Source organism: Tenacibaculum sp. AHE14PA, from assembly GCF_019278465.1.
GTDB classification, from domain to species: Bacteria; Bacteroidota; Bacteroidia; order Flavobacteriales; family Flavobacteriaceae; genus Polaribacter; species Polaribacter bernardetii.
The window spans coordinates 321,248-347,144 of record NZ_CP058983.1 but is presented as its reverse complement, the minus strand read 5'-3'; the positions used below and the strand labels follow the sequence as shown (position 1 = coordinate 347,144).

The window sequence follows — 25,897 nt, the reverse complement described above, 5'->3', positions numbered from 1 at the left end:
TTATGAATCAACCACTTGCATACGTACACCCACAAGCAAAAATTGCTCGAAATGTGGTAATAGAACCTTTTACAACTATACACTCTAATGTAGAAATTGGTTCTGGAACATGGATAGGATCTAATGTTACCATAATGGAAGGAGCTCGTATCGGTAAAAATTGCAAAATTTTTCCTGGGGCTGTGATTTCTGCTATTCCTCAAGATTTAAAATTCGCAGAAGAAGAAACAACGGTGGTAATTGGTGACAATGTTACCATAAGAGAGTGTGTTACAATAAACAGAGGAACTTCTGATAGAATGAAAACTATTATCGGAGATAATTGTTTAATAATGGCGTATTGCCATATTGCACATGATTGTTTTGTTGGAGAAAACTGTATCTTTTCTAATAATACCACCTTAGCAGGTCATGTTACTATTGGCGATAATGTAGTGTTAGCAGGTATGGTTGCAGTACACCAATTTGCATCAGTAGGAAATCATGCTTTTGTAACCGGAGGGTCTTTGGTTCGTAAAGATGTTCCGCCATATGTAAAAGCAGCTCGTGAACCATTATCATACGTAGGAATTAATTCTGTTGGTTTGCGTAGAAGAGGATATGCAATAGAAAAAATCAGAGAAATTCAAGATATATATAGAATATTATTCCAGCAAAATTATAATTATTCACAAGCGATTGACATCATCGAAGCAGAAATGGAGGCAACTTCTGAACGTGATGAAATTATACAGTTTATAAAAGATTCGCATCGTGGTATTATGAAAGGATACTTTAAATCAAATTAAGCATAAAAATTAAATAGTTGAAAAATTAGTGAATAATTATTTCAACATAAAATAAATTAAAGAATGGCATCTACATCAGATATTAAAAACGGATTATGCATGAGATACAACAACGATATTTATAAAGTTGTTGAATTTTTACATGTTAAACCAGGAAAAGGACCTGCTTTTGTAAGAACAAAGTTAAAAAGTGTAACAAACGGTAAAGTAGTTGATAATACATTTCCTTCAGGAAGAAAAATTGATGATGTTAGAGTTGAAACTCATAAATTTCAATATTTATACAGAGAAGGAGAAACGTTTCATTTTATGAATCAAGTTGATTATTCTCAAATTACATTAGAGAAAAGTGCTTTAGATTCACCTGATTTAATGAAAGAAGGGGAAGTGGTAACTATCATAATTAATTCTGAAGATGATATGCCTTTATCTGTAGATATGCCTGCAAGTGTAATTTTAGAAGTTACACATACAGAACCAGGTGTAAAGGGAAACACAGCAACAAATGCTACAAAACCTGCAACGATGGAGTCTGGAGCAATTGTAAATGTGCCATTGTTTATTAACGAAGGAGATAAAATTAAGGTAGAAACTACCAAAGGAACTTATCAGGAAAGAGTTAAAGAATAAAACAATTCCCGCTTTTGCGGGAATTTCTTTTTATAATGAAATTTAAACAAACACAAACCTTAGCACAAATAGCAACCTTATTAAAGGTTGAGTTTGTAGGTGATAAAAATTTTCCTGTAAAAGGAATTAATGAAATTCATGTAGTAGAACATGGTGATATTGTTTTTGTAGATCATCCAAAATATTATGATAAAGCATTAAACTCGGCTGCAACCACTATTTTAATCAACAAAGAAGTAGCTTGCCCTGAAGGAAAATCTTTATTAATATCTGATGATCCTTTTCGTGATTTTAATAAAATCACCAAACATTTTAATCCGTTTATAGCATCAAAAGAAAGTATTTCTGATAGTGCAATTATAGGTGAAGGAACAATTATTCAGCCAAATGTTTTTATTGGAGATGCCGTTTCTATAGGTAATGACTGTGTAATTCATCCTAATGTTACTATTTATAGCAATACAGTTATAGGTAATAATGTAACAATTCATGCAAATACTGTTTTAGGAGCTGATGCTTTTTATTATAAAAACAGACCAGAAGGATTTGATAAATTAATTTCAGGAGGAAGAGTTGTTTTAGAGGATAATGTAGATTTAGGAGCTTCTTGCACGATAGATAAAGGTGTAACAGGTGATACTACAATTGGTGCAGGAACAAAAATTGATAATCAAGTACATGTTGGTCATGACACGGTTATCGGTAAAAAATGTTTAATCGCATCTCAAACAGGTATTGCGGGTTGTGTTATTATTGAAGATGAAGTTACTATTTGGGGGCAAGTAGGAACCAATAGCGGAATTACCATTGGTAAAGGCGCTGTTATTCTAGGTCAAACAGGGGTTACGAAATCTGTAGCAGGAGGAAAATCGTATTTTGGTACACCAATTTCAGAATCAAGAGAAAAGTTAAAAGAGTTAGCAGGAATTAAACATCTGCTTAGAGAACAAAAAAAGAAATAAAAGCTTTACAAATCGATTACAAAAAACTATTTTTGTGAAGCTTAAAATTAAATAAAAATATACCAATGAGTGTTTTAGTAAATAAAGATTCAAAAATTATAGTTCAAGGATTTACAGGTAGTGAAGGTACTTTTCACGCTGGTCAAATGATCGATTACGGTACAAATGTCGTAGGAGGTGTAACACCAGGTAAAGGAGGTCAAGAGCATATCGGTAAACCAGTTTTTAATACAGTTGATGAAGCAGTGCAAAAAGTAGGAGCAGATACTTCTATTATTTTTGTACCACCAGCATTTGCTGCTGATGCTATTATGGAGTCTGCTGAAGCAGGAATTAAAGTAATTATTTGTATTACTGAAGGAATTCCTACTGCTGATATGGTAAAAGTTAAAGCTTATATCGATCAGTTAGACTGTACTTTAGTTGGACCTAACTGTCCAGGAGTTATTACTCCAGATGAAGCTAAAGTTGGTATTATGCCAGGTTTTATCTTCAAAAAAGGTAAAGTAGGTATCGTTTCTAAATCAGGAACTTTAACATATGAAGCTGCTGACCAAGTTGTAAAACAAGGATTTGGTATTACTACAGCAATTGGTATTGGTGGAGATCCAATTATTGGAACTACAACGAAAGAAGCTGTTGAGTTATTAATGAACGATGATGAAACTGAAGCAATTGTTATGATTGGTGAAATCGGTGGAAACTTAGAAGCAGAAGCTGCTCGTTGGATTAAAGCTGATGGTAACCGTAAGCCAGTTATTGGATTTATCGCAGGGCAAACTGCACCAGCTGGTAGAACAATGGGGCATGCAGGTGCAATTGTAGGTGGTGATGATGATACTGCTCAAGCAAAAATGAAAATTTTAGCAGAAAACGGAGTTCATGTTGTTGAATCTCCAGCTAAGATTGGTGAAATGGTAGCAAAAGTGTTATCAAAATAATTTATCAGTAAAAAAACTGTTAAAGTTTTAAAATATATTTCTTAAGAATCCGTTGAATTTGTAAATTCAACGGATTTTTACATTTAATCAAACTTTAAAAAATATGAAAACAATTAAATTGCTATTTATTAGCATGTTACTTACTACTGCAATAGCATGTAAGGAAACTAAACCTTCAGAAAAAGAAGTTAAAACCGAGCAACAAGCCGATGCAAGCGGTTACAATTACGAAACGGTAACAAACGATCCAACAGGCTTACGTTTATATACTTTAAACAATGGTTTAAAAGTATATTTAAGTAAAAATACGGATGAACCAAAAATTCAAACCTATATTGCTGTTCGTGCAGGTTCTAATTACGATCCTAAAGAATCAACAGGATTAGCACATTATTTGGAGCACATGGTTTTTAAAGGAACTCATAAAATAGGTACTGCAGAATGGGAGAAAGAAAAAGATTATTTAGATACTATTTCTAACTTATATGAAAAGCATAGAGCAGAAAAAGATGCTGATAAAAAATTAGCATTGTATAAAGAGATAGATAAAATATCTTTAGAGGCATCTAATTATTCAATTGCTAACGAATATGATAAAATGGTATCATCTTTAGGAGCTACAGGTACAAATGCACATACTTGGTTTGAAGAAACGGTATATAAAAATAAAATACCTGCAAACGAATTAAACAAGTGGTTAAACTTAGAATCTGAGCGTTTTAGCACGTTAGTATTACGTTTATTTCATACAGAATTAGAAGCTGTTTTTGAAGAGTTTAATAGAGGACAGGATAACGACGGAAGAAAGCGTTATGCTGCCATGTTAAAAGATTTGTTTCCAAAGCATCCTTACGGACAGCAGTCTACTATTGGTACAGCGGCTCACTTGAAGAACCCTTCAATGGTTGATATTCATAACTATTTTAATAAATACTATGTGCCAAATAATATGGCAATTGTTTTAGTAGGTGATTTAGATTTTGATACTACCATAAAACAAATCGATGCTACTTTTGGTAAATTCGAAAAGAAAGAATTAACACATCCAACATTACCAAAAGAAGAAGCGATTACAACTCCTATTATGAGCGAAGTTTTCGGACCAACATCAGAAAGTATTTCTATAGCATACCGTTCTGGAGGTGTAAATACAGAAGATGAGAAGTTTGTAACACTTTGTGATATGATTATGGCAAACGGTAATGCTGGTTTAATCGATTTAAATTTAAATCAAAAGCAAGCTGTGCAATATGCTGGTTGTTCTCCAACTTTTTTAAATGATTACGGATATCATTCTTTTTCAGGTGCACCTAAATCGGGTCAAACTTTAGATGAAGTTAAAGACTTATTATTAGCACAAATTGAAAAATTAAAGAAGGGAGAATTTGATGAATGGATGATTGATGCTGTTGTAAATGATTTAAAATTAAGTCAAACACGTCAGTATGAAAACAACACTGCTTTAGCTTCTGCTTATTTTAATGCTTTTATTCACCACGAAAATTGGGATGATAAAGTAAAATTTTTAGATGATTTAAAAAAGATAACCAAACAAGAGTTAGTTGATTTTGCAAATAAATTTTATCAAAATAATTACGTGGTAACTTATAAACGTAAAGGTGAAGATAAGAATATAGTAAAAGTTTCTAATCCTGGTATTACACCAGTAAATTTAAATAGAGGTAAAAGTTCTGAATTTATTACCGAATTTAATAAAACGAAATCTGCGCCATTACAACCTAAATTTGTAGATTATAAAACAGCTATTAAAGAAACTAAAACTGAAAACGGAATTAAAGTTTCTTATGTAGAAAATAAAAATAATGATTTATTTGATATGAATATTATTTTTGATATGGGTAGCGATAATGATAAAAAATTATCTTTAGCTGCAGGATATTTAGAATATGTTGGTACAGATAAATACACGAATGAAGAAATTAAAAAAGAGTTTTATAAATTAGGTATTTCTTATTATGTAAGTGCAGGTAACGATAAAACATATGTAGGTTTAAATGGATTAAAAGAAAACTTATCTAAAGGATTAGAGTTATTAGAACATTTATGGGACAATGCAAAAGCAGATCCTGAAGCGTATGATAAATATGTAGCTCAAATTCAGAAAGGTCGTGAAGATGGAAAAACTCAAAAAGGAAATATTTTATTTACAGGTTTAATGAACTATGGTAAGTATGGTGAAAACTCAAGATTAAGAGATATCATGCAAATAGATGAGTTAAAAGCTGTAAATCCTGAAGAGTTAGTTGCAATAGTTAAAGACATGAAAAACTATAAGCAACGTATTTTTTATTACGGTAAAGATGTAAATGCTGCGGTAACTTCTTTAAATGAAAACCATAAATTATATGGTGAATTAAAAGAGTACCCAGTAGCAAAAGAATACAAAGAAACTGAAACTGGTGGTAATGTTTTCTTTACAGATTATGATATGGTACAAACTGAATTAATGTTTTTAGCAAAAGGAGAACCTTTTAAAGCAGAAAACTTAGCAGCTTCAACATTGTTTAATACCTATTTTGGAAGCGGATTATCATCAATCGTTTTTCAAGAAATTAGAGAATCTAAATCATTAGCATACTCTGCATTCGCATCATATAGTAATGCATCTAAAAAAGGGGATTCTAATTATGTTATGGCATATGTTGGTACGCAAGCTAATAAATTAGAGCAAGCTGTAGATGCTATGATGGATTTAATGAACAATATGCCAGAGGCTGAAAAGCAATTTAATGCAGCAAAAGAATCAACTTTAAAAAAGCTAGCGGCACAACGTATTACGAAATCAAACATTTTTTGGACTTACGAAGGTTTAAAGAAAAGAGGTATCGAAAACGATCATAGAGAAGCAATGTACAATACCATTAAGAACATGAAAATAGAAGATTTAAAAGCATTTTTTGATAAAAATGTAAAAGGTGAATCTTACAATGTTATGGTAATTGGTAATAAAAAAGACTTAAATGTAGAGTCTTTACAAAAGTTAGGTAAGATAAAAGAGTTAGATGTAGACTACTTATTTAATTATGTAAATGAAAAAAAGATTAAATCTTAATTATTTAAATACTGAATAAATATAAAATCCTGTTAAAGAGTATTCTTTAGCAGGATTTTTCTTTTTATATTTGACTTATTAAAAACAACTAATAAATGAAACTTTTAGAAAATAAAACAGCAATAATTACTGGAGCAACAAGAGGAATCGGAAGAGGAATTGCTTTAGAATTTGCAAATAAAGGGTGTAACATTGCATTTACTTATAGTTCATCTGTTGAAGCAGCAAATGCTTTAGAAAATGAATTAACAAGTTTAGGTGTAAAAGCAAAAGGATACCAATCGAATGCTGCAGATTTTGATGCGGCGCAAGAATTAGCAAAAAATGTTTTAGAAGAATTTAAAACGATTGATGTATTAGTAAATAACGCTGGTATTACTAAAGATAATTTGTTGATGCGTATTTCTGAAACAGATTTTGATAAAGTAATTGAAGTAAATTTAAAATCGGTTTTTAATTTAACTAAAGCAGTTATTCGTCCGATGATGAAACAACGTTCAGGTTCTATTATAAACATGAGTTCTGTAGTTGGATTAAAAGGTAATGCAGGTCAGGCAAATTATGCAGCATCAAAAGCTGGTATTTTAGGGTTTTCTAAATCTGTAGCATTAGAGTTAGGTTCAAGAAATATTAGAAGTAACGTAGTTGCTCCTGGATTTATTGAAACTGAAATGACGGCTAAATTAGATGAAAAAGTAGTTGAAGGATGGCGTAATGAAATCCCTTTAAAAAGAGGTGGATCGCCAAAAGATATTGCAAACGCCTGCGTATTTTTAGCTTCTGATATGAGTTCTTATATTACAGGACAAACTTTATCTGTAGATGGAGGAATGTTAACATAGTAATATAGATTATTATAATATTGAAAAAAGCAGCAATTTTAAATTGCTGCTTTTTTTTATTGGTTAAACTCTTCAAAACTTCCGTCAGTATATAAAAGAACAACTTTTCGTAGTTTTTTAGTGCTTGCTGAGAATTGCGTATTTGAATTAATTACAGGTTCTTCTTCGGATACCGCTTTTTTAGAAAATAGAGAAGGTGCTTCTTTTTCGTCTTTAATATGTACTGTTGATTTTTCAATAGCGATTTCTTTTTCTTTCTTAGGAAAAGATCCTTCATTATATAACAACCAGTACAAATCTACTTCTGGAAATTTATCAACCATTTTCATAACAAAATCTAAACTAGGTTTGTTTCTGCCCGACAAAAGGTGAGATATGCTAGAGCGTGGCACTTCTATAGTATCCGCAAAAGTTGACGATGTTAAATCGTAATGAGCAATTATTTCTTTTAATCGAGTAAGTAAATCCATAAATAGGTTACAATTGTAAATTACATGTATGAATTGTAAAGATACACAAATGTAAATTGATGTAAAAATTTAATAGAACAAGTTAATACACTCTATTATGCTTCATTAAAACTCTAGGTAAAACACGTTAAATTACTAAAAAACAACTACTTAATCTTGTTGCATAGAAGTTTTCAATAGTTTCCGTGGATTAGGTAGCTGTTACTGAAGAATCCATTAAGCACATTTGTAAACACCTAACTTTACATAAGTACTTGTTTACATATGTAAATAATTAAATTATTCATGTAAAAGATAGATATGTAATAACCTATAAATAGAATTATAGCTCTTATAGATCAATAAGTGTGCAGATTTTAAGGGGTATAAAGAAGAGTTATGCTATATATACAAGTGTTATACGTCAATTAAGAGATAAACCACCGCATTTAAGATATATATACCTAAAATAGCATGATAATAAGGTTGTCTCTCTTAATTACAATTGTAAACATCACTAATGTATTTTAGTTTATAAATAAATACAAATTGGATTATCTAAAATTAAATATCAATAAATAGTTAGTTTACAATTGTAAATTACTTGTTATTTAAAAAAGTTAATTTAAAACAAGTCTCATTTGTATGTGATACAAACCGAATTGTTCCGTTATGAGCTTCCATAATACTTTTACTTAAAGTTAACCCAATTCCAGAACCGTCTTTTCGGGTTGTAAAATATGGAATAAAGATGTTGTCTTTAATATCATTAGAAATACCAATACCGTTATCTATAACAGATAAGTTTATTCGGTTATTTTCTTGATGTAATTTAATTGTGATTTTTGGATTTTCAATAGCCACTAAAGCATACAAACAATTAGATAGTAAATTTATAAGTACTTGTTCTATTTGTTGCTTATCAGCATTTATAATTATCTTTTTAGAAACATCGAACTCTATATGTATTTTTTGAGATAAAAATTCTTGTTGAAAAAGCGCTAAAGTATTTTTAATAATTTTAGTAAGATCTACTTCTGCTTTTTGCGGCAAAGGCAATTCAGCTAACTTTCTATAAGTATCTACAAAAGATGTTAAATGGTATGAACGACGTTTAATTATTTGCAATCCTTGCGATAACTCTTGTATTGTTTCTTCATCAGTTTGATCTTCTTGTAAAAGTGAATCTAAATTTTCGGCTAAACTACTAATAGGAGTAATGGTATTAATTATTTCGTGAGACATTACATTCATTAATTTATACCAAGCTTCTTTTTCTTTTTTATCAATTAATTGCTGAATAGTTTCTAATGAAATAATTAAATACTCATATTGATTGGTTTGTGTAACCGAGGTTTTTAAGAAAAAACTTTCTTTTATATCGTTTACATCAATACTAATAGTATGTTTAACTTCTTCCCATTTAGCTATAAAGTTAACGAGGTTTCCAATTTTATTTTTTAATAAATTCCAATTATAAAACTTAGGTATTTTTAAAAATTCGGTAAACGCTTTATTAATTTGAAATACTTCAATTTGTAGATTCGTGTCTTTTCTTAAAATAAGAACACCTGTACTTAAACTTTCTATAATATTGGTAAGAATTAACGCTTCAGAAGTTTTTAAAAGACTTTTCTTTCGGTTTTTTTCTAATAATAAAGCAGTTTTGTTATGTAACGGATTTTCTCTTTTTTTAGATGAAAAAGTATTCGAATAATCATCATGTAATAAACAGTCTATCGATTTTTCGATATCAGCAAACAGTTGTTTTAAATAATCAAAAAATAAAAATAGTTGAAAAATAAACAAAAAAGAAAACCCAATAGCGTTAATTGAGTATCCGTTTAAATAGGTGAAAAAAACTAGAATTCCGTTTGCTATCAATAGTAAAACTCTAATAAGAATTTGAATAAATTGAGGTTTTCCCATTTTATAATTGATGTTTTTCTAGGCGTCTATACAATGCAGCACGGGTTAAACCTAAATCTTTTGCTGCACGAGAAATATTACCTTGGTGTTTTTGTAAAGCTTGTTCTATTAACAACTTTTCAGTTTCTTCTAAGTTTAAACTATTAGCCAATGTAGCTTCTAGTTTTTTAGTTGAAAAATGTAAATCTTCTAATTGAATTTCAGTGTTATCTGTTATAATTACTGCACGTTCTACAATATGTTCTATTTCTCTAATATTTCCAGGCCAATGGTATTTTTTTAATCCACCGATGGCTTGTGTAGTAAATCCGTTTATTTTTTTTCGGTATTTCTGGTTTAGTTTCTTCAAAAAATGATTCGCAAGTAACTCAACATCACCAACACGATCTCGAAGTGGCGGTAAGTTTAATTCGATGGTATTTATTCTAAACAACAAATCTTGACGAAACAGTTGCTCTTCTACCATTTTATGAACATTAGCATTTGTAGCACAAATAATGCGTACATCAATGGCGCGTTCTTTACCTTCGCCTAAACGTGTTATCTTTCTGTTCTGAACAACCGTTAATAATTTAGATTGTAAGTGGAGTGGAAGGTTGCCTATTTCATCTAAAAAAATAGTACCTCCTTTTGCTAATTCAAATCTACCAATAGTATCTTTATGAGCGTCCGTAAAAGCTCCTTTTGTATAACCAAATAGTTCACTTTCAAATAAATTTTCATTTAAAGAACCTAAATCGACATGAATAAAGGGATGGTTTTTTCTTTCGGATTTTAAATGTATTTCTTTTGCAAATACGTATTTACCAGTTCCGTTTTCCCCTAAAATTAAAATAGTAGCATCTGTAGGAGCTACTTTTTGCGCCAAGCCAACAGCCGATTTCATTGCTGGCGAAGTACCAATAATGTGTTCAGTTTGTTGATGAAAATCTTTATCGTTTAATTTTTGTACGGTTTCTAATTGTGTTGTTTTTCGTTTAGAACGTGATAATTCTATTCCCGAATTTACAATTCCGTATAACTTTTCGGTGTTCCAAGGTTTTAATATAAAATCGGTAGCTCCTTTTTTAATCGCATCAACAGCTAAATTAACACTACCAAAAGCTGTCATTAAAAGCACCGTAGTTTCCGGGCTAACTTCTTTTATATGCTTTAACCAATACAAACCCTCTTTACCATCTTCATAACCAATACGGTAATTCATATCTAACAAAACAACATCTATATGGGTTGAAAAAGTTAAATGATTACTTATTTTCTTCGGATTATTAGCTGTTATAATTTCGGTAAAATATTTCTTTAAACTTATTCTGGCAGAAAATAAAATGTCATCATCATCATCTACTATCAATATGGTTGCTTCTTTTTTTCTCATATTACATAGTTAGTCAATTGTTTGAATATGAACAAAAAAATGTTCGATTTTGAACACCTGTAAAATCAATAAAAAACATAAATACCTAGCAATGAGTGTTTTATTTGTATGTTCTCTAATGGCATATTTATGGAATTAACTATGCCAAACGAAGACAAATTATAATGGATAAGCAGATACAAACTAAAAACAAAACAACTAAAAAGATGCTAATATGGGGAATTCCAATCGTCTTATTAATGAGTGTTATTTTAATGAATTTAACACGTAAAAAACAAGTTAACATTAAAAAAGATAGTTTAAGTATTAGAGAAGTTACTCGAGGAGATTTTGAAGATGTTATTTTATTTAATAGTACGGTTAAACCAAAAACTTCTGTTTTAGTGAATGTTATTCAGGGTGGTTCTGTTTCTGAAATTTTTGTAGAAAGCGGACAAATGATTAAAAAAGGAACGCCTTTATTAAAAGTCTACAATCCGAATGCTGAATTAAATTATTTAACGCAAGAAACAGCAATGATCGAGCAGATTAATAATTTAAGAAATTTACGAGTAAGTATTAAAAATCAACAATTAAGTTTAGATCAACAATTATTGAGTATTAATAATGATTTTAGAAATGCAAAACGTCAATACGATTTAGATAAAAAATTATTCGAGAAAGGCGTTGTAGCAAAAAATGATTATGAAAAATCTGCTCAAGAACACTCGTATCAAAAAGATAGGAATGGCGTAATTAAGAAAAGCGTTTCAGAAGAAAAAAGAAGCAGAGATTTACAATTAATAAGTATAAATTCATCGTTAGATAATATGGAGAAAAGCTTAGAATTATTACGTAAAAACAAGGAGAATTTTACTGTAAAAGCGCCGGTAGATGGTTTGTTATCTTCTTTTAATCCAATATTAGGCGAAAACTACAATCAAGGACAAGCAATCGGAAAGATGGATGTTTTAAACGGTTATAAATTAGTAGCAAATGTTGATGAATACTATATTTCTAAACTTAAAAGAGGAATTAAAGGAAGTGTTTCTGTAAATGCTGAAAACTATCAAATAGAGCTATCAAAAATTTACCCAGAAGTAAAAAATGGACAATTTAAAGTAGAATTATTATTTGAGAAGGATACTTTATCAAACAATATAAAAAGAGGTATGTCTTTAAAAAGTAAAGTGTTTTTATCGGGCAGAACAAAAGCTTTATTAATACCTAAAGGATTGTTTTATCAAAGTACAAATGGTAAATGGATTTTTGTTTTAGATTCTGATAATAAAGCAGTAAAAAGAAACATTAAGATTGGTAGAGAAAATCCTTTTTATTATGAAGTTATAGAAGGTTTAAAGGCAGGGGATAAAGTAATTACTTCTAGTTATGATGATTTTAAAAAGATGGAAGAGGTAAACATACTTTAGGGTTTAAAAGTTGTAAAGCAATAAAGTTAATGTCAGTTCGAGTGCAGTCGAGAACTATTAAATAAAAATTTAAAAACATATTAAAATGATAAAAATAACAGATTTAGTAAAGGTTTATAGAACAGAAGAAGTAGAAACAACAGCTTTAAATAAGTTGAGTTTAGAAGTGAAAAAAGGGGAATTTGTTTCAATTATGGGAGCATCGGGTTGTGGTAAATCAACTTTATTAAACATTATTGGTTTGTTAGATGCGCCAAACGAAGGAAGTTATTTATTTGATGAAACAGAAGTGGCTAACTTTAATGAAAAAGAAAGATCAAGCTTGCGTAAAGCTAATATTGGTTTTGTTTTTCAGAATTTTAATCTAATTGATGAGTTAACGGTATACGAAAATGTAGAACTTCCTTTAATTTATAATAAGGTAAAAGCATCCGAAAGAAAAATTAGAGTTACAGAAATTTTAGAACGAATTGGTATTGCACATAGAGCAAAACACTTTCCATTACAATTGTCTGGAGGTCAGCAGCAAAGAGTAGCAGTATCTAGAGCATTAGTTACGAATCCTAAATTAATTTTAGCCGATGAACCAACGGGTAATTTGGATAGTAAAAGTGGTAATGATGTGATGGAATTATTAACAGAACTACATGCTTCGGGAGCTACAATTGTTATGGTTACACACTCATCTTACGATGCACAATTTTCATCTAGAGTAATTACGTTAAAAGATGGAGAGGTAGTTTCTGTGAAAAAGAATGAGCATAAAGTAGATGTTTTAATAAACTAATAAAAAAAGAAAATTTATGTATCAAATATGGTTAAAAATATTCTTTAGGAATAGTAAAAAGAATTGGTTAAACACAATTATTAATATTAGTGGTTTAACATTAGGGTTGGCTGGTTTATTAACTGTTTTATTGTACTTAAACGAAGAGAAAAGTTATAATCAGTGGAATCCTAATAAGGATGATGTTTACAGAGTAAATTTAAAACAAGCTAAAAATGATGAAGTTTGGTATACTGTAAATGCAGGAATGTATTTAACATTTCCAAAAGAATTACCAGAAGTAACAGCATCTGTAATGGTAAAACCATTTTACAGAAGTAAAGTGATTCAGTACAAAGATGGGTTTGAATTTAATGATAAAACAATATTTACAGAACCTCAGTTTTTTGACTTTTTCCCTTTTGAAATTATTGCAGGATCTTCTCAGAAATTTACTGAAACAAGAAAGAATATAGCATTATCAAAAGCATATGCGGAAAGAATTTTTAAAGGAGATAAAGCGGTAGGTAATACGGTAAAAATTGATGGAGAAAATTATGTTGTAAGTTGTGTATATGTAATTCCAAAGAATTCACATCACGAACCGGAAGTTTTAATTCAGTTTGATGAAGCGTTTGAAGTTAATTGGGGAAATCATAATAATGAAGTTTTTTGTAGAATTACTAAAGGAACAGATTTAGAAGATTTACAAAAAAAAATGAATCAAGTTATTATTGAAAAAGCCTATAGGCCTGAGGTTGAAAGTCATGGAATGACAATACCAGAGTTTGATAAAAAATACGGAATTCCAACAGTGCTTTTAGACAAATTAGATACGTTATATTTGCATAATACCGCAAAAAGAGCAGGACCAAGTGGAACAGGGAATTATCAACTATTGATGGTTTTATTAGGTTTATCTATTCTTTTAATTGTTATTTCTTGTGTAAATTTCATCAATTTATCTGTAGCTACAGCTAGTCAAAGAGCTAAAGAAGTAGGAGTAAAGAAAACACTTGGTTTATCTAAAAAGCATTTGCTTTTTCAATATATATTAGAAATTGTTTTACAAGGATTTATATCGTTCCTTTTTGCTTTGGTAATAGTAGAGTTATCATTACCATTTTTTAATGAATTTATTGAAACTGAAATTTCAATTTTACATTCAAATTCATTAATAACGTTATTTTTTACAGCAATATTTGTATCTCTTTTTGTGGGTAGTATTCCTGCAATATACCTTTCTAATTTTAAGGCTGTTGAAGTTTTAAAAGGAAGTATTTCTAAAAGTAAAAAAGGAAACTTAGCAAGAAATATGATGCTAGGTTTACAGTTTTTAATTTCTGGTTTTTTTATTATTAGCATGTTAATCGTAGGTAATCAAATTAACTATATGATGGAGAAAGAGTTAGGTTTTGATAAAGAACAAGTACTTTCTGTAGATGTTTATAGTATGCCTAATAAATATAAAAAATATAAATTGGCAAAAGAAGTTTTATCTAAAAAAGAAAACATTATTGCTGTAACAGCAAGTATGTTCGTTCCTGGAGAAGGCTATGTAAACGGTACGGGATTGAGCCATAAAATAAACGACAAAAGTTTAAATACAGCATCAAACGTTGTAGATTATAATTACATAGATTTTGCTAAAATTAAATTGGTAAAAGGTAGAAACTTTTCTGATGAGAAAGCGACAGATAAAACCAACAAAATTATAATAAATGAAACAGCAGCTAAGGCATTAGATATTTATAACAATCCTTTAGGAGAGAAATTAGCTTTAGGTTGGCTTGAAGATGATGATAAATCAAATTCCTTTGAAGTAATAGGTATGATTAAGGATTATCATTTTGATGGTTTTGATTCTAAAATAGCACCTATGTTTTTAGTTCCTTGGCACGGTTTAGAGTTTACGCATAGCTGGATTCCTGCAATTCAATTTAAAATTAAACCTAATAATATTGATGAATCTATTAGCGAAATAGAAACATATTGGAAACAAAATATAGATGCAAAGTATCCTTTTTCATATGAGTTTTTAGATAAGAAATTCGCGAAAACATATAAAAAATATCAGAAACAACAAACACTCTTTTTAGTACTTTCTTTATTCGTAATTTTAATTTCTTTGTTAGGATTATTTGCTTTGGCAACCTTAACAATTCAGCAACGATTAAAAGAAGTGGCGATTCGTAAAACATTAGGCGCATCAGTACATGAAATTATGATTCAGTTATTACAAAATTTTTTAAAAATTGTAATAACCTCTTCAGTAATACTAGTTCCTATTGCTTATTACTTTATGCAAAACTGGTTACAGAATTTTGTTTATAGAATAGATATGCCAATACTACCATACATAATAACGCCAATTATTTTGATTGTATTAGTGTTCTCTGTCGTAGGTTTTAAGGCTTATAAAGCAACGAAAATTGATTTAATTAAATATTTAAAATTCGAATAATATGATGTTTGTAAATTATAAACTTAAAATATTACTTCTATTAATCACTTCATTAATAGTAAGTATAACTTTTGGACAAGATAAATTTATACCGTTAAATGACAACTTTAATAAAATAATTGTTAGTCCTCATATAGAAACTGTTTTTATAAAAGGTGATGTTCCTAGTATTACTATTAAAAATATTAACGTACCTATAGAGAAATTTCAATATGAAATTAACTCAAAAACACTTCAAGTGTATTTAAAAGGAGCTAAAACTGTTACTAAAAACAAAAAAGTTAAGTACAAAAATTATAAGATAAAGAAACCTATTTATAAAAACACAGTAGTTAAAATAGTTATAATCTATGAAGATGTTGAAATATTTTCATTAAGAGGAGAAGAAAAAATAAATTTTAAAAACTCTTTGAGTCAATCAAAATGTAATTTAAGAATATATGGTAAATCAGAAGTTACAGTTGATAAGATTAAAGTAGATGATTTAAAAATTACTATTTACGGAGAAAGTTACCTTAACATTAAAAAAGGTATTATTGATAAACAGAAAATAACAGCTTATGGATCTAGTAAAATCATAGCAAGTAATATAAAATCTAAAGAAATTAAACTAACAGCTTATGGTGAGGGGAGTTATCAGCTTAATGTGTCTGATAGAATTAAAGTAAGTTCTTATGGTGAATCAATTATAACATATAGAGGAAAAGCTGACTTAAAAAAAGGAATTATTATAGGAAATACGCAAATAATAACTGCAGATTAAATAAAGAAGACACATTAAAAAATGTGTCTTCTACCTTTTACATAAAAACTATTAATCTAACCCTTCAAAATTTGACTAATAACAAGTACAATATACAATTTATCAAACAAGTTCTTTGTAACATATGTTACAAAGAACTTGTTTGATATAAAAAAAAGGCGAAATTTTATTTCGCCTTTTGCCCCTAATTTTTTAATATACTTTCCCCAAAATATATTAAACTTGTATGTATTACGAATTTATATAGATAATGAAAAAAACAACTGTAAATAATCGTAAGTTTTTAAATAAAACACTTTTTTTTAGTGATATTTTTAAAATAAAAGTTAATATACTTTAGGTTTTATCAAAATATATCAGTTTTTATATTAGAAATAAAATATTATTTAATTTTTTTAGAGTAAGCTTTAATTAAAGGATATTCTTTTTTAAAATACTCCTTAGGTGATTCTGACATGAATAATTTAAAGTCTTTTATAAAGTGTGAATGATCGTAGTAATTATACATATATATGAGATCATTAATATCAATTTCTTTACTTTCATATTTACGCATTAATTTTAAAAATCGAATTAAGCGCATATATTTACCAGGTGTTAAGCCTATAATTTTTTTAAATTTAGTTTCTAATGATTTTTGAGATAATGAAATTTTTTTTTAACAAATCAATAACTTGAAGCATTCCCTCTTTTTCTAAAATATAATTAACAGCCGTGTCTATTAATTCAACATCTTTATCAATAAAAATATCTAAACTCTCTATGAAATTAGATATTTCAATTATAAAAGTTTGAATATCATTTTTATTTTTAATAAAAATAATATCTAATTTTTCTGTTAATTCTTTATTTATATCCTTAAGATGAAGATGTTTATTTTTTAATAAAGAAATATCACTACCTAAAATTTTATAAAGTGTAGATGGATGTAGGTTTACACCAATATTATAACCTTCAACGTTTACGAGATAACTATATGAAGAATCAAATTGACCTGAAACAATTAATTTATCAAACTTAAACTCTTTGTCTTTATGAATCAAAGTTTGTTGTTCTTCACTAAATATATACGTTATAGATGGCGCCCCTGTAGGAACAATTAAAGAATTAAAAGGGAGGGATGAAATTGATATGGTAAAAACACTATTAATTAGGTTTCTAGTATCACTAATTTCATGAAAATCATATACCATTCTATATTTTTTTTCAAAAATAATAGAATTTTCTCATAACTTAAAACATCAATACCTAAATCTTTCAAAGTTAAATTTAATTTTACTTTGAAAACTGTAAATAATCGTAATTCTTTAAATTTAATATAATTCCCTCTTTTTAATAAAATTAAAAAGAGGGAATTATATTAAAAAACACCAAGTTTATTTAGAATTTAAAATCCAATTCCTCGCATTAACAAAAGCTTCTAACCAAGGTGAAACTTCATCTTTTCTGTCTTCTGGATAGTTAGCCCAGTTCCACTGAAAAGTAGAGCGTTCAATATGAGGCATTGTTACTAAATGTCTTCCTGATTTATCAGATAACATAGCTGTGTTAAAATCAGAACCATTAGGGTTGTTAGGATAGCCTTCATAACCGTATTTGGCAACAATATTGTAATTTTCTTCAGGTTCTGGTAAGTTAAATTTTCCTTCTCCATGAGAAATCCAAACACCTAATTCTGTTCCTGTTAAAGATGATAGCATTACCGAATTATTTTCTTGAATTTTAACAGATGTAAAAGAACTTTCGTGTTTTTTAGAATCGTTATGCACTAATTTACCGTGTACTTTATGATCTGGATTTATTAAATCTAATTCCATCCATAATTGTGCTCCATTACAAATTCCAACAGATAAAGTATCTTCACGTTTAAAGAAATTCTTTAAAGCAGTATTTGCTTTCTCGTTGTACTTAAAAGCACCGGCCCAACCTTTAGCAGAACCTAAAACATCTGAATTAGAAAAACCACCAACGGCTCCAATAAACTGAATATCTTCTAAGGTTTCACGACCTGAAATTAAATCGGTCATATGTACATCTTTTACATCAAAACCAGCTAAATACATAGCATTTGCCATTTCGCGCTCAGAATTAGATCCTTTTTCACGGATGATGGCTGCTTTTGGTTTCGCAATTTCGCTCGAAGTGACAGGTAGTTTACCTGTAAAATGAGTAGGGAAGGTGTATTGTAAAGGTTGCTTTTTGTAGTTGTCAAAACGGTTTTTCGCTAAACCATTTGCAGTTTGTCTTTTATCTAATAAATAAGAAGTCTTATACCAAACATCTCTCATTTCAGTAACATCAAAAGAGAAATTGTCTTCGTTGTTTTTAATAGTTACTTTTCCTGAGTCATTAGCTGTTCCGATTGTAAAAAACTCAATATTATTTTCTGATAAAATAGGTTCTACTGAAGCATCAGCTTGAAAAACGATTCCGCTATTTTCAGAGAATAATACTTTAATAGAATCTTCTTCATTTAAAGCAGAAATATCAAAATCGGCACCTAAATTAACATCCGCAAAACACATTTCTAATAAAGTTGTAATCAATCCACCAGAAGCAACATCGTGTCCTGCTGAAATTTTATCAGCTTTAATTAAATTTTGAATCGTATTAAACGTATTTTTTACAAAAGCTGAATTTTTTACATCCGGAGCTTCATTACCAATGGTATTTAATACTTGGTTAAAAGAACTTCCTCCTAATTTAAATTCATCTTGAGAAATATTGATATAATAAACATTTCCGCCATCAACTTTTAAAAGAGGCTCAACAACTTTAGTTATTTCACTACAGTTACCGGCAGCAGAAATAATAACAGTTCCGGGAGAAATTACTTCTCCGTCTTTATACTTCTGTTTCATTGATAAAGAATCTTTTCCTGTCGGAACATTGATTCCTAAATCAATAGAAAACTCTGAAATTGCTTTAACCGCTTTATATAAACGTGCATCTTCACCTTCATTTTTACAAGGCCACATCCAATTTGCAGATAAAGAAACCGAAGCTAAATTATTTTTTAAAGGTGCCCAAATAAGGTTGGTTAAAGATTCGGTAATAGAATTTCTACTTCCTGCTTCTGGGTGAATTAATCCCGAAATAGGCGAGTGGCCAATAGAAGTAGCAACGCCTTCTTTCCCTTTATAATCTAGGGCCATAACACCTACATTATTTAACGGAATTTGCAACGGACCAACACATTGTTGTTTGGCAACTTTACCACCAACACAACGATCTACTTTGTTGGTTAACCAATCTTTACAAGCTACAGCCTCAAGTTGTAAAACTTGTTCTAAATAGATTTGTAAGTTTTTAGTTTTATATCTTGAATTCTTGTAATTTCTTACAATTGTTTTATCGGTTAGAATTGTTTTTGGAGAAGAACCAAACATATCTTCTAAAGCTAAATCCATTGGTTTTTCGCCAGTAGTTTCAGATTCAAAAGTAAAACGATCGTTTCCTGTAACTTCTCCAACAGTATATATTGGAGAACGCTCACGTTCTGCAATTTTCTGTAAAGTATCTATATGTTTTTCGGCAATTACTAATCCCATACGTTCTTGAGATTCGTTTCCGATAATTTCTTTTGCTGATAAAGTAGGATCTCCAACAGGTAATTTATCTAGATTGATTTTACCACCAGTATCTTCTACTAATTCTGATAAACAATTTAAATGTCCACCAGCACCATGATCATGAATAGAAACAATAAAATTCTCTTCACTTTCTACCATTCCTCGAACAGCATTTGCTGCACGTTTTTGCATTTCTGGATTAGAACGCTGTACTGCGTTTAATTCGATTCCACTAGCAAACTCTCCTGTATCTGCAGATGAAACTGCAGCGCCTCCCATACCAATTCGATAATTTTCACCACCAAGAATAACTATTTGATCACCTTCATTTGGTGTGTCTTTTAATGCTTGCTCAGCTTTTCCATAACCAATTCCACCAGCTTGCATAATCACTTTATCAAAACCTAGTTTTCTAGGTTTAGCATCGCTAGAAGCAGCATTTTCTTCATGCTCGAAAGTTAAAACAGAACCCGTAATTAATGGTTGTCCGAATTTATTTCCAAAATCAGATGCTCCATTAGAAGCTTTTATTAAAATATCCATCGGAGTTTGGTACAACCAATCTCTAGCTTCAAATTTATTTTCCCAATATCTATTTTCTTCTAATCTAGAGTAAGAAGTCATATAAACTGCAGTACCAGCTAAAGGTAAAGAACCTTTTCCTCCTGCCAATCTATCTCTAATTTCTCCTCCAGAACCTGTTGCAGCGCCATTAAAAGGCTCAACCGTTGTAGGAAAATTGTGTGTTTCTGCTTTTATTGAAATTACAGAATCAAATTCTTTTGTTTCGTAAAAATCTGGTTTGTCTGCTGTTTTTGGTGCAAATTGCTCAACTTTAGGACCTTTTACAAAAGCAACATTATCTTTATATGCCGAAACAATATCGTTAGGAAATTTTTTTGATGTTTCTTTTATTAATTTGAATAGGGAAGTAGGCATTTCTTCACCATCTATAACAAAAGTTCCGTTAAATATTTTATGACGACAGTGTTCTGAATTTACTTGAGAGAATCCAAAAACTTCAGAATCGGTTAATTTTCTTCCTATTTTAGTAGCAACACTTTCTAAATATTCAACCTCTTCAGTGCTTAAAGCTAAGCCTTCTTGTTTATTATAAGTAGCAATGTCTTCAATATTTAAAATAGGTTCTGGTTGAATATCAATCGTAAAAATATCTTGATTTAAACCGTTATATTTTTGAGAAATCATTGGGTCGAAATCAGAAAAATCTTCTAAAACCACTTCAAATTCTTCTATTCTGATGATATCAGAAATACCCATGTTTTGTGTTATTTCTACAGCATTGGTGCTCCAAGGTGTAATCATAGCGGCACGTGGACCAACAAAAAAGACGTCGAGAGACGTCGTATTTATTTTAGATTGGTTGCCAAATAACCAGGTAAGTTTTGAAATAGTTTCTGTAGATAATTCTTTTGTTGTTTGAACAGCAAATATTTTGCTGCTAACGTTTCCAAAGAAATGAATCATTGTGTTGTCGTATTTGTGTGTGTTGTTAAGCTGTAAATTTACTTATTTTGATTGAAATAAAAGCATAAAAAAAGCAGCAATTTCTTGCTGCTTTTTTTTTATTAATTCCTGTTTTCAGGTATTCTATCTATTTCTATTTTACCTTTCTTTTGTGTTTTGTAGTTTTCATAGCAGTTTAACACAGCTTCAATCATTTGAAGATCACTTGCTTTTTTTATAAAATATTCTGAATAATCACAATCTGTAAGTAATTTATTTAATTCTTGTCTATCCATTTCTAGATATTCCATCATTACTTCTCTATCAAACTTACCAGCAAGCATTTTACGTAAATCGTCTTCTTTTTTTAACTTTTTAAGCTTTTTAAGTTGCTTTGGTTTTTTTCCGAAGAGGTTATAAACCAAATCAACAGGATTTAACAATTTAGCTATCGGAGATGATATTTTTTGTGGTTTTCCTATTTCATAAGTTTGTGGCAATCCATTTATGTGAATTCTAGAAAAACGATCTTTAGGAACCTGTTTAACATCCACTTCTAAAACCCCTATAAGTTCTGTCGATTTAATTACAACCTCTTTAACTTCTTCAGGTTTCTCTCTTAATGAAATAATGACTTCGTTACCTTTTAAAAGGTCATTTGTTACTTTTAATTTTATAGAAGAAAACCCAATAAACGAAACTAAAACAGTGTCGTTTGCTTTTGATGTTAATTCGAAAATTCCTTTTTCGTTTGTAATTGTACCAGTAACGGTGTTTAAATTTAAAATATGTGCTGCACTTAATGGTTTTTGAGTATCAGCGTCAATAACCTGACCTTTTAGTTTTTGACTTTGTGAGTAACCAATACTTGATATAAGTATTAGTACTATAAGAGATAAGTATTTTTTTTGCATGTGGTAAAAATAAGAATAATTGAACTTAAACTAGTTAATAAATTGTGAAATGAACATCACAAACATCAGCTAAAAATAAAAACTATAAATATTTTTTAAAATATTTATAGTTTTATGTGTGCACGTAACAAGAGTCGAACTTGCACGTTCTTACGAACACAAGCCCCTCAAGCCTGCGCGTCTACCAATTCCGCCATACGTGCGTAAACTAAAAAAGTTAAGCAGATGCTTAACTTTTTTGTGACCGGGCTGGGGCTCGAACCCAGGACCCTCTCCTTAAAAGGGAGATGCTCTACCAACTGAGCTACCAGGTCATTGCTTCCTTCCGAAAGCGGTTGCAAATATACAACTGTTCTTTAAATCTAAAAAACTTTTTTATGATATTTTTTACGGATATTTGTAACAGCTTAATTATTAGTTTATGAAAATAGTATTAGTAGGGTATATGACGAGTGGTAAATCTACAATTGGTAGATTATTGGCAGAAAAAAAGAACTTTTCTTTTATTGATTTAGACAATTATATAGAAGAAAAGGAGGAAATGTCTGTTTCAGAAATTTTTGAAACAAAAGGTGAAATCTATTTCAGAAAACAAGAGCATCTATATTTAAAAGAGATTCTAACCTTAAAAAATGATATTATTTTAGCATTAGGTGGTGGTACGCCTTGTTATGCAAGTAATATGGATGTTATAAAAGACTCTATAAATACTGTTGCGGTTTATTTAAAAGCTAGTATCACTACAATTGCAACAAGGTTAACAACTGAGAAAAGTAAAAGACCTTTAGTTGCTAGACTAAAAAACGATGAGTTAGCAGAATTTGTAGCAAAACACTTATTTGAAAGAAGTTATTTTTATAATCAATCAAATTATAAAATAACTGTAGATGATAAAAAAACAGATATAATTGTTACAGAATTAAATGCTTTATTACGTTAAATAAACAAGCGTTTTGTTTTTATTAAATTCTACCACTACATGCTCTTTAATAGAGGTAGAGAGTGAAATACCTTTAAAATCTGATTTTACAGGATATTTTTTATGATTTCTATTTACCAACACAGCTGTTTTAAAGCGCTTTAAAGGAACCTCTAAAAAATGTTTTACAGCATATATTAATGTGGTGCCTGAGTTTAAAACATCGTCAACCAAAACCAAAGACTTGTTTTTATACTCATCTTTAGTTAAAGAAGTTGTTATTGCCTTAATAGGATTTTTCTTATCAATAAAAACCTTACACAACTGAATTTTTAAAGGTGAAATTTCTGATAAAATTGTATATATTTTTTCAGCAAATAAATAGCCGTTATCAACGATTCCAGCAATTATAATTTCTTTTTCGTTACTATTGCTTTCATAAATTTGAAAAGCAATACGACGAATTTTTTGTTCAACTTCTAAATTATCTAGTATAATATTATCAGATACTGTCATGCTATTTATTTTAAAGGTTAAATATATTACAAATTAATATCATTTTCTTCAGAATCTGTACTATAATCATCGATATCTCTACGATCTTTTTTAGTAGGTCTTCCAGCTCCTTTTTTACGATAATAATCTTTAGAATATTTTAACAAGGCTGTTTTTTCAAATTCTTCCTTTGGAGTTAAATCTTTTCTATATAAATCAACCAATTTTGCACCAACTCGACTTGTCGGTATATCTAAAACCTTTATTTTGTAATTAATTTGATTTTTACGAATGGTTATTTCTTCATTTCCGAATATCTCTTTAGACGGTTTTAAGTTGGTTCCATTAATTTTAATATGTCCTTTTTTACAAGTATCTGTAGCGATACTACGTGTTTTAAAAAAGCGAATACACCATAAATATTTATCTATTCTCATATAAAAAGTTAAATTTTATCTTTTTGTTTTTTACAAAGGTATAAAAATGGTAAATTGCAAGTTAAAATTTCAGAATTAAATGATAAAATTTAAGCACTTATTTTACACTGTAGCTGTTGCCGCAGTTTTATATTCTTGTGGAAGCGATAATAACAACTCTTTTGTTGATAATTTTGACCACGAAGCACAAGCTATTATTGATAATGATTCATTGGTTAAGTTTTTAAAAAACAATTATTATGATAGTGATTTAGATTTAGTTAAGGTTATAGATGATAACCAAGTTTCTTTATTTGACGATACTAAACTAGAAACTAAAGAGGTTACAGAAAGCGATGTTGATTATACACTTTATTATTATATAAAAAATGTAGGAGAACCAAATATTGATAAAGGTTTCCCGACAGTAATGGATTCTGTGTACGCAAAGTATAGCGGTCAAAGAATTTTAAATGCAAATAGTATAAGCTCTAATTTCGATGCAAATACTACATGGTTATCTTTAAGTCAGGTAATAAGAGGTTGGACATATAGTTTTGTTCATTTTAAAGGTGGTAATAATATCACTCAAGATGGAGAGCAGATAAACTTTGATAAAGGAGGTAGAGGTATATTATTTATACCTTCAGGTTTAGGATATAGAAATGTAACAAGACCTAGTATTTCAGCTAACTCAAATTTAATGTTTACTATTGAATTGTGGGATTTTGTAGAAGGTACAGATGATGATCAAGACAATGTTTCTTCTATAAATGAAGATATTGATGGTGATGGAGACCCTAGAAATGATGATACGGATGGTAACGGAAGACCAAACTACTTAGATGAAGATGATGATGGAGATGGTAAATTAACAAAAGATGAAGATGCTAACGGTGATGGAGACCCTAGAAATGATTTTAGTGACCCGAATAAACCAACTGTTCCAGATTATTTAAATAGAGATATTAGATAATAATTTTAATTATATAGTATAAAAAAACCGAAGCTTAGAAGCTTCGGTTTTTTTATACTTATTCTACATTTTAAAATCTGTAAGAAAGACCTACAATTATTTGATTTACACGAGTATCAAAATTTACATCTCCAACACTAGAATCAACAAAATTAGCTTCAGTATCAGATAGAGATCTTTCCCAACGAACGTCTAAACCTAATTTACCTAATTCAATACCAGCACCAAACTGAACACCAACAGAAAAACCATCAGAATCTACCTGCTTTAAATCAGCAATATCAAAATCAGAATCTAAAATATATTGAAAAGAAGGTCCTGCAAATACATGTGCTACTTTTAAAAACTTCATTCCAACTAAAACAGGTATGTCTATTTTTTGAAATTCATAGGTAGTAGTTCTATTCTGAATACTTCCTGTATTTTGTTTATAAATTACCTTGTTGCTTAATTGAGTATATACAATTTCTGGTCTTAAATATAAACCTGTTAGCGGTAGATTAAAACGCAACCATGCACCTGCATGAAAACCTGTTTTACTCTCTGCACCTTCAAAAACATCATCTTTTACGTCAGAGAAAGAATCTGAATTGTAATTAATACCTCCTTTGACACCTCCTTGTATTTGAGCTTGAGTTAATTGTGTTCCTATTAAAAGGAATACTACTAGAATTACTTTTTTCATATTTATTGATTTTTAGTATAGTATATAAAACTTATTAATTTTAAAATTATTGAGTTTGGCAA

General features: G+C 29.5%; 22 protein-coding genes and 2 tRNA genes. 12 read left to right on the top strand and 12 right to left on the bottom strand.

Annotated features, from left to right (window positions below):
* Positions 1–2: 2 nt before the first annotated feature.
* From lpxA to fabG, 6 genes are all read left to right on the top strand, one after another.
* Positions 3–788, top strand: coding sequence for an acyl-ACP--UDP-N-acetylglucosamine O-acyltransferase (gene lpxA, locus H0I30_RS01590; RefSeq protein ID WP_218772565.1), 786 nt, complete (start codon positions 3–5; stop codon positions 786–788).
* A 63-nt stretch (positions 789–851) separates the two neighbouring features.
* The gene (efp, locus tag H0I30_RS01585) at positions 852–1,418 is read left to right on the top strand and encodes an elongation factor P (protein WP_218772564.1); all 567 of its coding nucleotides are present in this window, start codon (positions 852–854) and stop codon (positions 1,416–1,418) included.
* 35 nt (positions 1,419–1,453) lie between these two features.
* Entirely contained in the window at positions 1,454–2,380 is a 927-nt protein-coding gene (locus H0I30_RS01580) for a UDP-3-O-(3-hydroxymyristoyl)glucosamine N-acyltransferase (protein WP_218772563.1), read from the top strand.
* Between the two features lie 65 nt (positions 2,381–2,445).
* Entirely contained in the window at positions 2,446–3,321 is an 876-nt protein-coding gene (gene sucD, locus H0I30_RS01575) for a succinate--CoA ligase subunit alpha (RefSeq protein ID WP_218772562.1), read from the top strand.
* 103 nt (positions 3,322–3,424) lie between these two features.
* Complete coding sequence (locus H0I30_RS01570; protein WP_218772561.1) at positions 3,425–6,394, top strand: pitrilysin family protein; 2,970 nt, start codon at positions 3,425–3,427, stop codon at positions 6,392–6,394.
* Positions 6,395–6,489: 95 nt separating this feature from the next.
* Positions 6,490–7,236, top strand: coding sequence for a 3-oxoacyl-[acyl-carrier-protein] reductase (fabG, locus tag H0I30_RS01565; protein ID WP_218772560.1), 747 nt, complete (start codon positions 6,490–6,492; stop codon positions 7,234–7,236).
* Between the two features lie 56 nt (positions 7,237–7,292).
* Here the strand turns inward: fabG and H0I30_RS01560 are convergent, their stop codons facing one another.
* From H0I30_RS01560 to H0I30_RS01550, 3 genes are all read right to left on the bottom strand, one after another.
* Positions 7,293–7,706, bottom strand: coding sequence for a helix-turn-helix transcriptional regulator (locus H0I30_RS01560; RefSeq protein WP_218772559.1), 414 nt, complete (start codon positions 7,704–7,706; stop codon positions 7,293–7,295).
* 579 nt (positions 7,707–8,285) lie between these two features.
* Positions 8,286–9,614, bottom strand: coding sequence for a PAS domain-containing sensor histidine kinase (locus H0I30_RS01555; RefSeq protein WP_218772558.1), 1,329 nt, complete (start codon positions 9,612–9,614; stop codon positions 8,286–8,288).
* Between the two features lies 1 nt (position 9,615).
* Positions 9,616–10,989: a sigma-54 dependent transcriptional regulator gene (locus tag H0I30_RS01550; protein ID WP_218772557.1), complete on the bottom strand. Its 1,374-nt coding sequence runs from the start codon at positions 10,987–10,989 to the stop codon at positions 9,616–9,618.
* Between the two features lie 164 nt (positions 10,990–11,153).
* Between H0I30_RS01550 and H0I30_RS01545 the strand changes: the two genes are divergently transcribed.
* From H0I30_RS01545 to H0I30_RS01530, 4 genes are all read left to right on the top strand, one after another.
* Positions 11,154–12,398 (top strand): efflux RND transporter periplasmic adaptor subunit, encoded by a 1,245-nt coding sequence (locus tag H0I30_RS01545; protein ID WP_218772556.1) that lies wholly within the window; start codon positions 11,154–11,156, stop codon positions 12,396–12,398.
* Between the two features lie 85 nt (positions 12,399–12,483).
* The gene (locus H0I30_RS01540) at positions 12,484–13,185 is read left to right on the top strand and encodes an ABC transporter ATP-binding protein (protein ID WP_218772555.1); all 702 of its coding nucleotides are present in this window, start codon (positions 12,484–12,486) and stop codon (positions 13,183–13,185) included.
* Positions 13,186–13,201: 16 nt separating this feature from the next.
* Positions 13,202–15,628 (top strand): ABC transporter permease, encoded by a 2,427-nt coding sequence (locus H0I30_RS01535; protein ID WP_218772554.1) that lies wholly within the window; start codon positions 13,202–13,204, stop codon positions 15,626–15,628.
* A 1-nt stretch (position 15,629) separates the two neighbouring features.
* Positions 15,630–16,391 carry a GIN domain-containing protein gene (locus H0I30_RS01530; protein ID WP_218772553.1) on the top strand — a complete coding sequence of 254 codons (762 nt, stop codon included), beginning with the start codon at positions 15,630–15,632 and terminating at the stop codon, positions 16,389–16,391.
* 382 nt (positions 16,392–16,773) lie between these two features.
* Here H0I30_RS01530 and H0I30_RS01525 read toward each other — a convergent pair whose 3' ends face one another.
* The 6 genes from H0I30_RS01525 to H0I30_RS01500 all read right to left on the bottom strand — a co-directional run bounded on the left by H0I30_RS01525 (position 16,774) and on the right by H0I30_RS01500 (position 22,658).
* A complete protein-coding gene (locus H0I30_RS01525; RefSeq protein ID WP_255554391.1) occupies positions 16,774–16,998 on the bottom strand; it encodes a helix-turn-helix domain-containing protein in 225 nt (74 codons plus the stop codon).
* Positions 16,999–17,011: 13 nt separating this feature from the next.
* On the bottom strand, positions 17,012–17,584 hold the full coding sequence (locus tag H0I30_RS01520; RefSeq protein WP_218772552.1) for a DUF6597 domain-containing transcriptional factor: 573 nt from the start codon (positions 17,582–17,584) through the stop codon (positions 17,012–17,014).
* 183 nt (positions 17,585–17,767) lie between these two features.
* Complete coding sequence (gene purL, locus H0I30_RS01515; RefSeq protein ID WP_218772551.1) at positions 17,768–21,451, bottom strand: phosphoribosylformylglycinamidine synthase; 3,684 nt, start codon at positions 21,449–21,451, stop codon at positions 17,768–17,770.
* Positions 21,452–21,552: 101 nt separating this feature from the next.
* On the bottom strand, positions 21,553–22,344 hold the full coding sequence (locus H0I30_RS01510; protein WP_218772550.1) for a carboxypeptidase-like regulatory domain-containing protein: 792 nt from the start codon (positions 22,342–22,344) through the stop codon (positions 21,553–21,555).
* Positions 22,345–22,463: 119 nt separating this feature from the next.
* Positions 22,464–22,547 (bottom strand) — tRNA-Leu (locus H0I30_RS01505).
* A gap of 38 nt (positions 22,548–22,585) precedes the next feature.
* Positions 22,586–22,658: transfer RNA gene (locus tag H0I30_RS01500), tRNA-Lys, on the bottom strand.
* Between the two features lie 107 nt (positions 22,659–22,765).
* On the opposite strand from H0I30_RS01500, the gene H0I30_RS01495 reads away from it, so the two are divergent.
* The gene (locus H0I30_RS01495; RefSeq protein WP_218772549.1) at positions 22,766–23,284 is read left to right on the top strand and encodes a shikimate kinase; all 519 of its coding nucleotides are present in this window, start codon (positions 22,766–22,768) and stop codon (positions 23,282–23,284) included.
* Here the strand turns inward: H0I30_RS01495 and H0I30_RS01490 are convergent.
* A complete protein-coding gene (locus H0I30_RS01490; protein ID WP_218772548.1) occupies positions 23,276–23,779 on the bottom strand; it encodes a phosphoribosyltransferase domain-containing protein in 504 nt (167 codons plus the stop codon). The genes H0I30_RS01495 and H0I30_RS01490 overlap by 9 nt on opposite strands.
* A gap of 26 nt (positions 23,780–23,805) precedes the next feature.
* Entirely contained in the window at positions 23,806–24,195 is a 390-nt protein-coding gene (locus H0I30_RS01485) for an RNA-binding S4 domain-containing protein (RefSeq protein WP_218772547.1), read from the bottom strand.
* Positions 24,196–24,274: 79 nt separating this feature from the next.
* Between H0I30_RS01485 and H0I30_RS01480 the strand changes: the two genes are divergently transcribed.
* A complete protein-coding gene (locus H0I30_RS01480; RefSeq protein WP_218772546.1) occupies positions 24,275–25,150 on the top strand; it encodes an FKBP-type peptidyl-prolyl cis-trans isomerase in 876 nt (291 codons plus the stop codon).
* 70 nt (positions 25,151–25,220) lie between these two features.
* Here H0I30_RS01480 and H0I30_RS01475 read toward each other — a convergent pair whose 3' ends face one another.
* The gene (locus H0I30_RS01475) at positions 25,221–25,835 is read right to left on the bottom strand and encodes a porin family protein (RefSeq protein ID WP_218772545.1); all 615 of its coding nucleotides are present in this window, start codon (positions 25,833–25,835) and stop codon (positions 25,221–25,223) included.
* Positions 25,836–25,897: the final 62 nt, after the last annotated feature.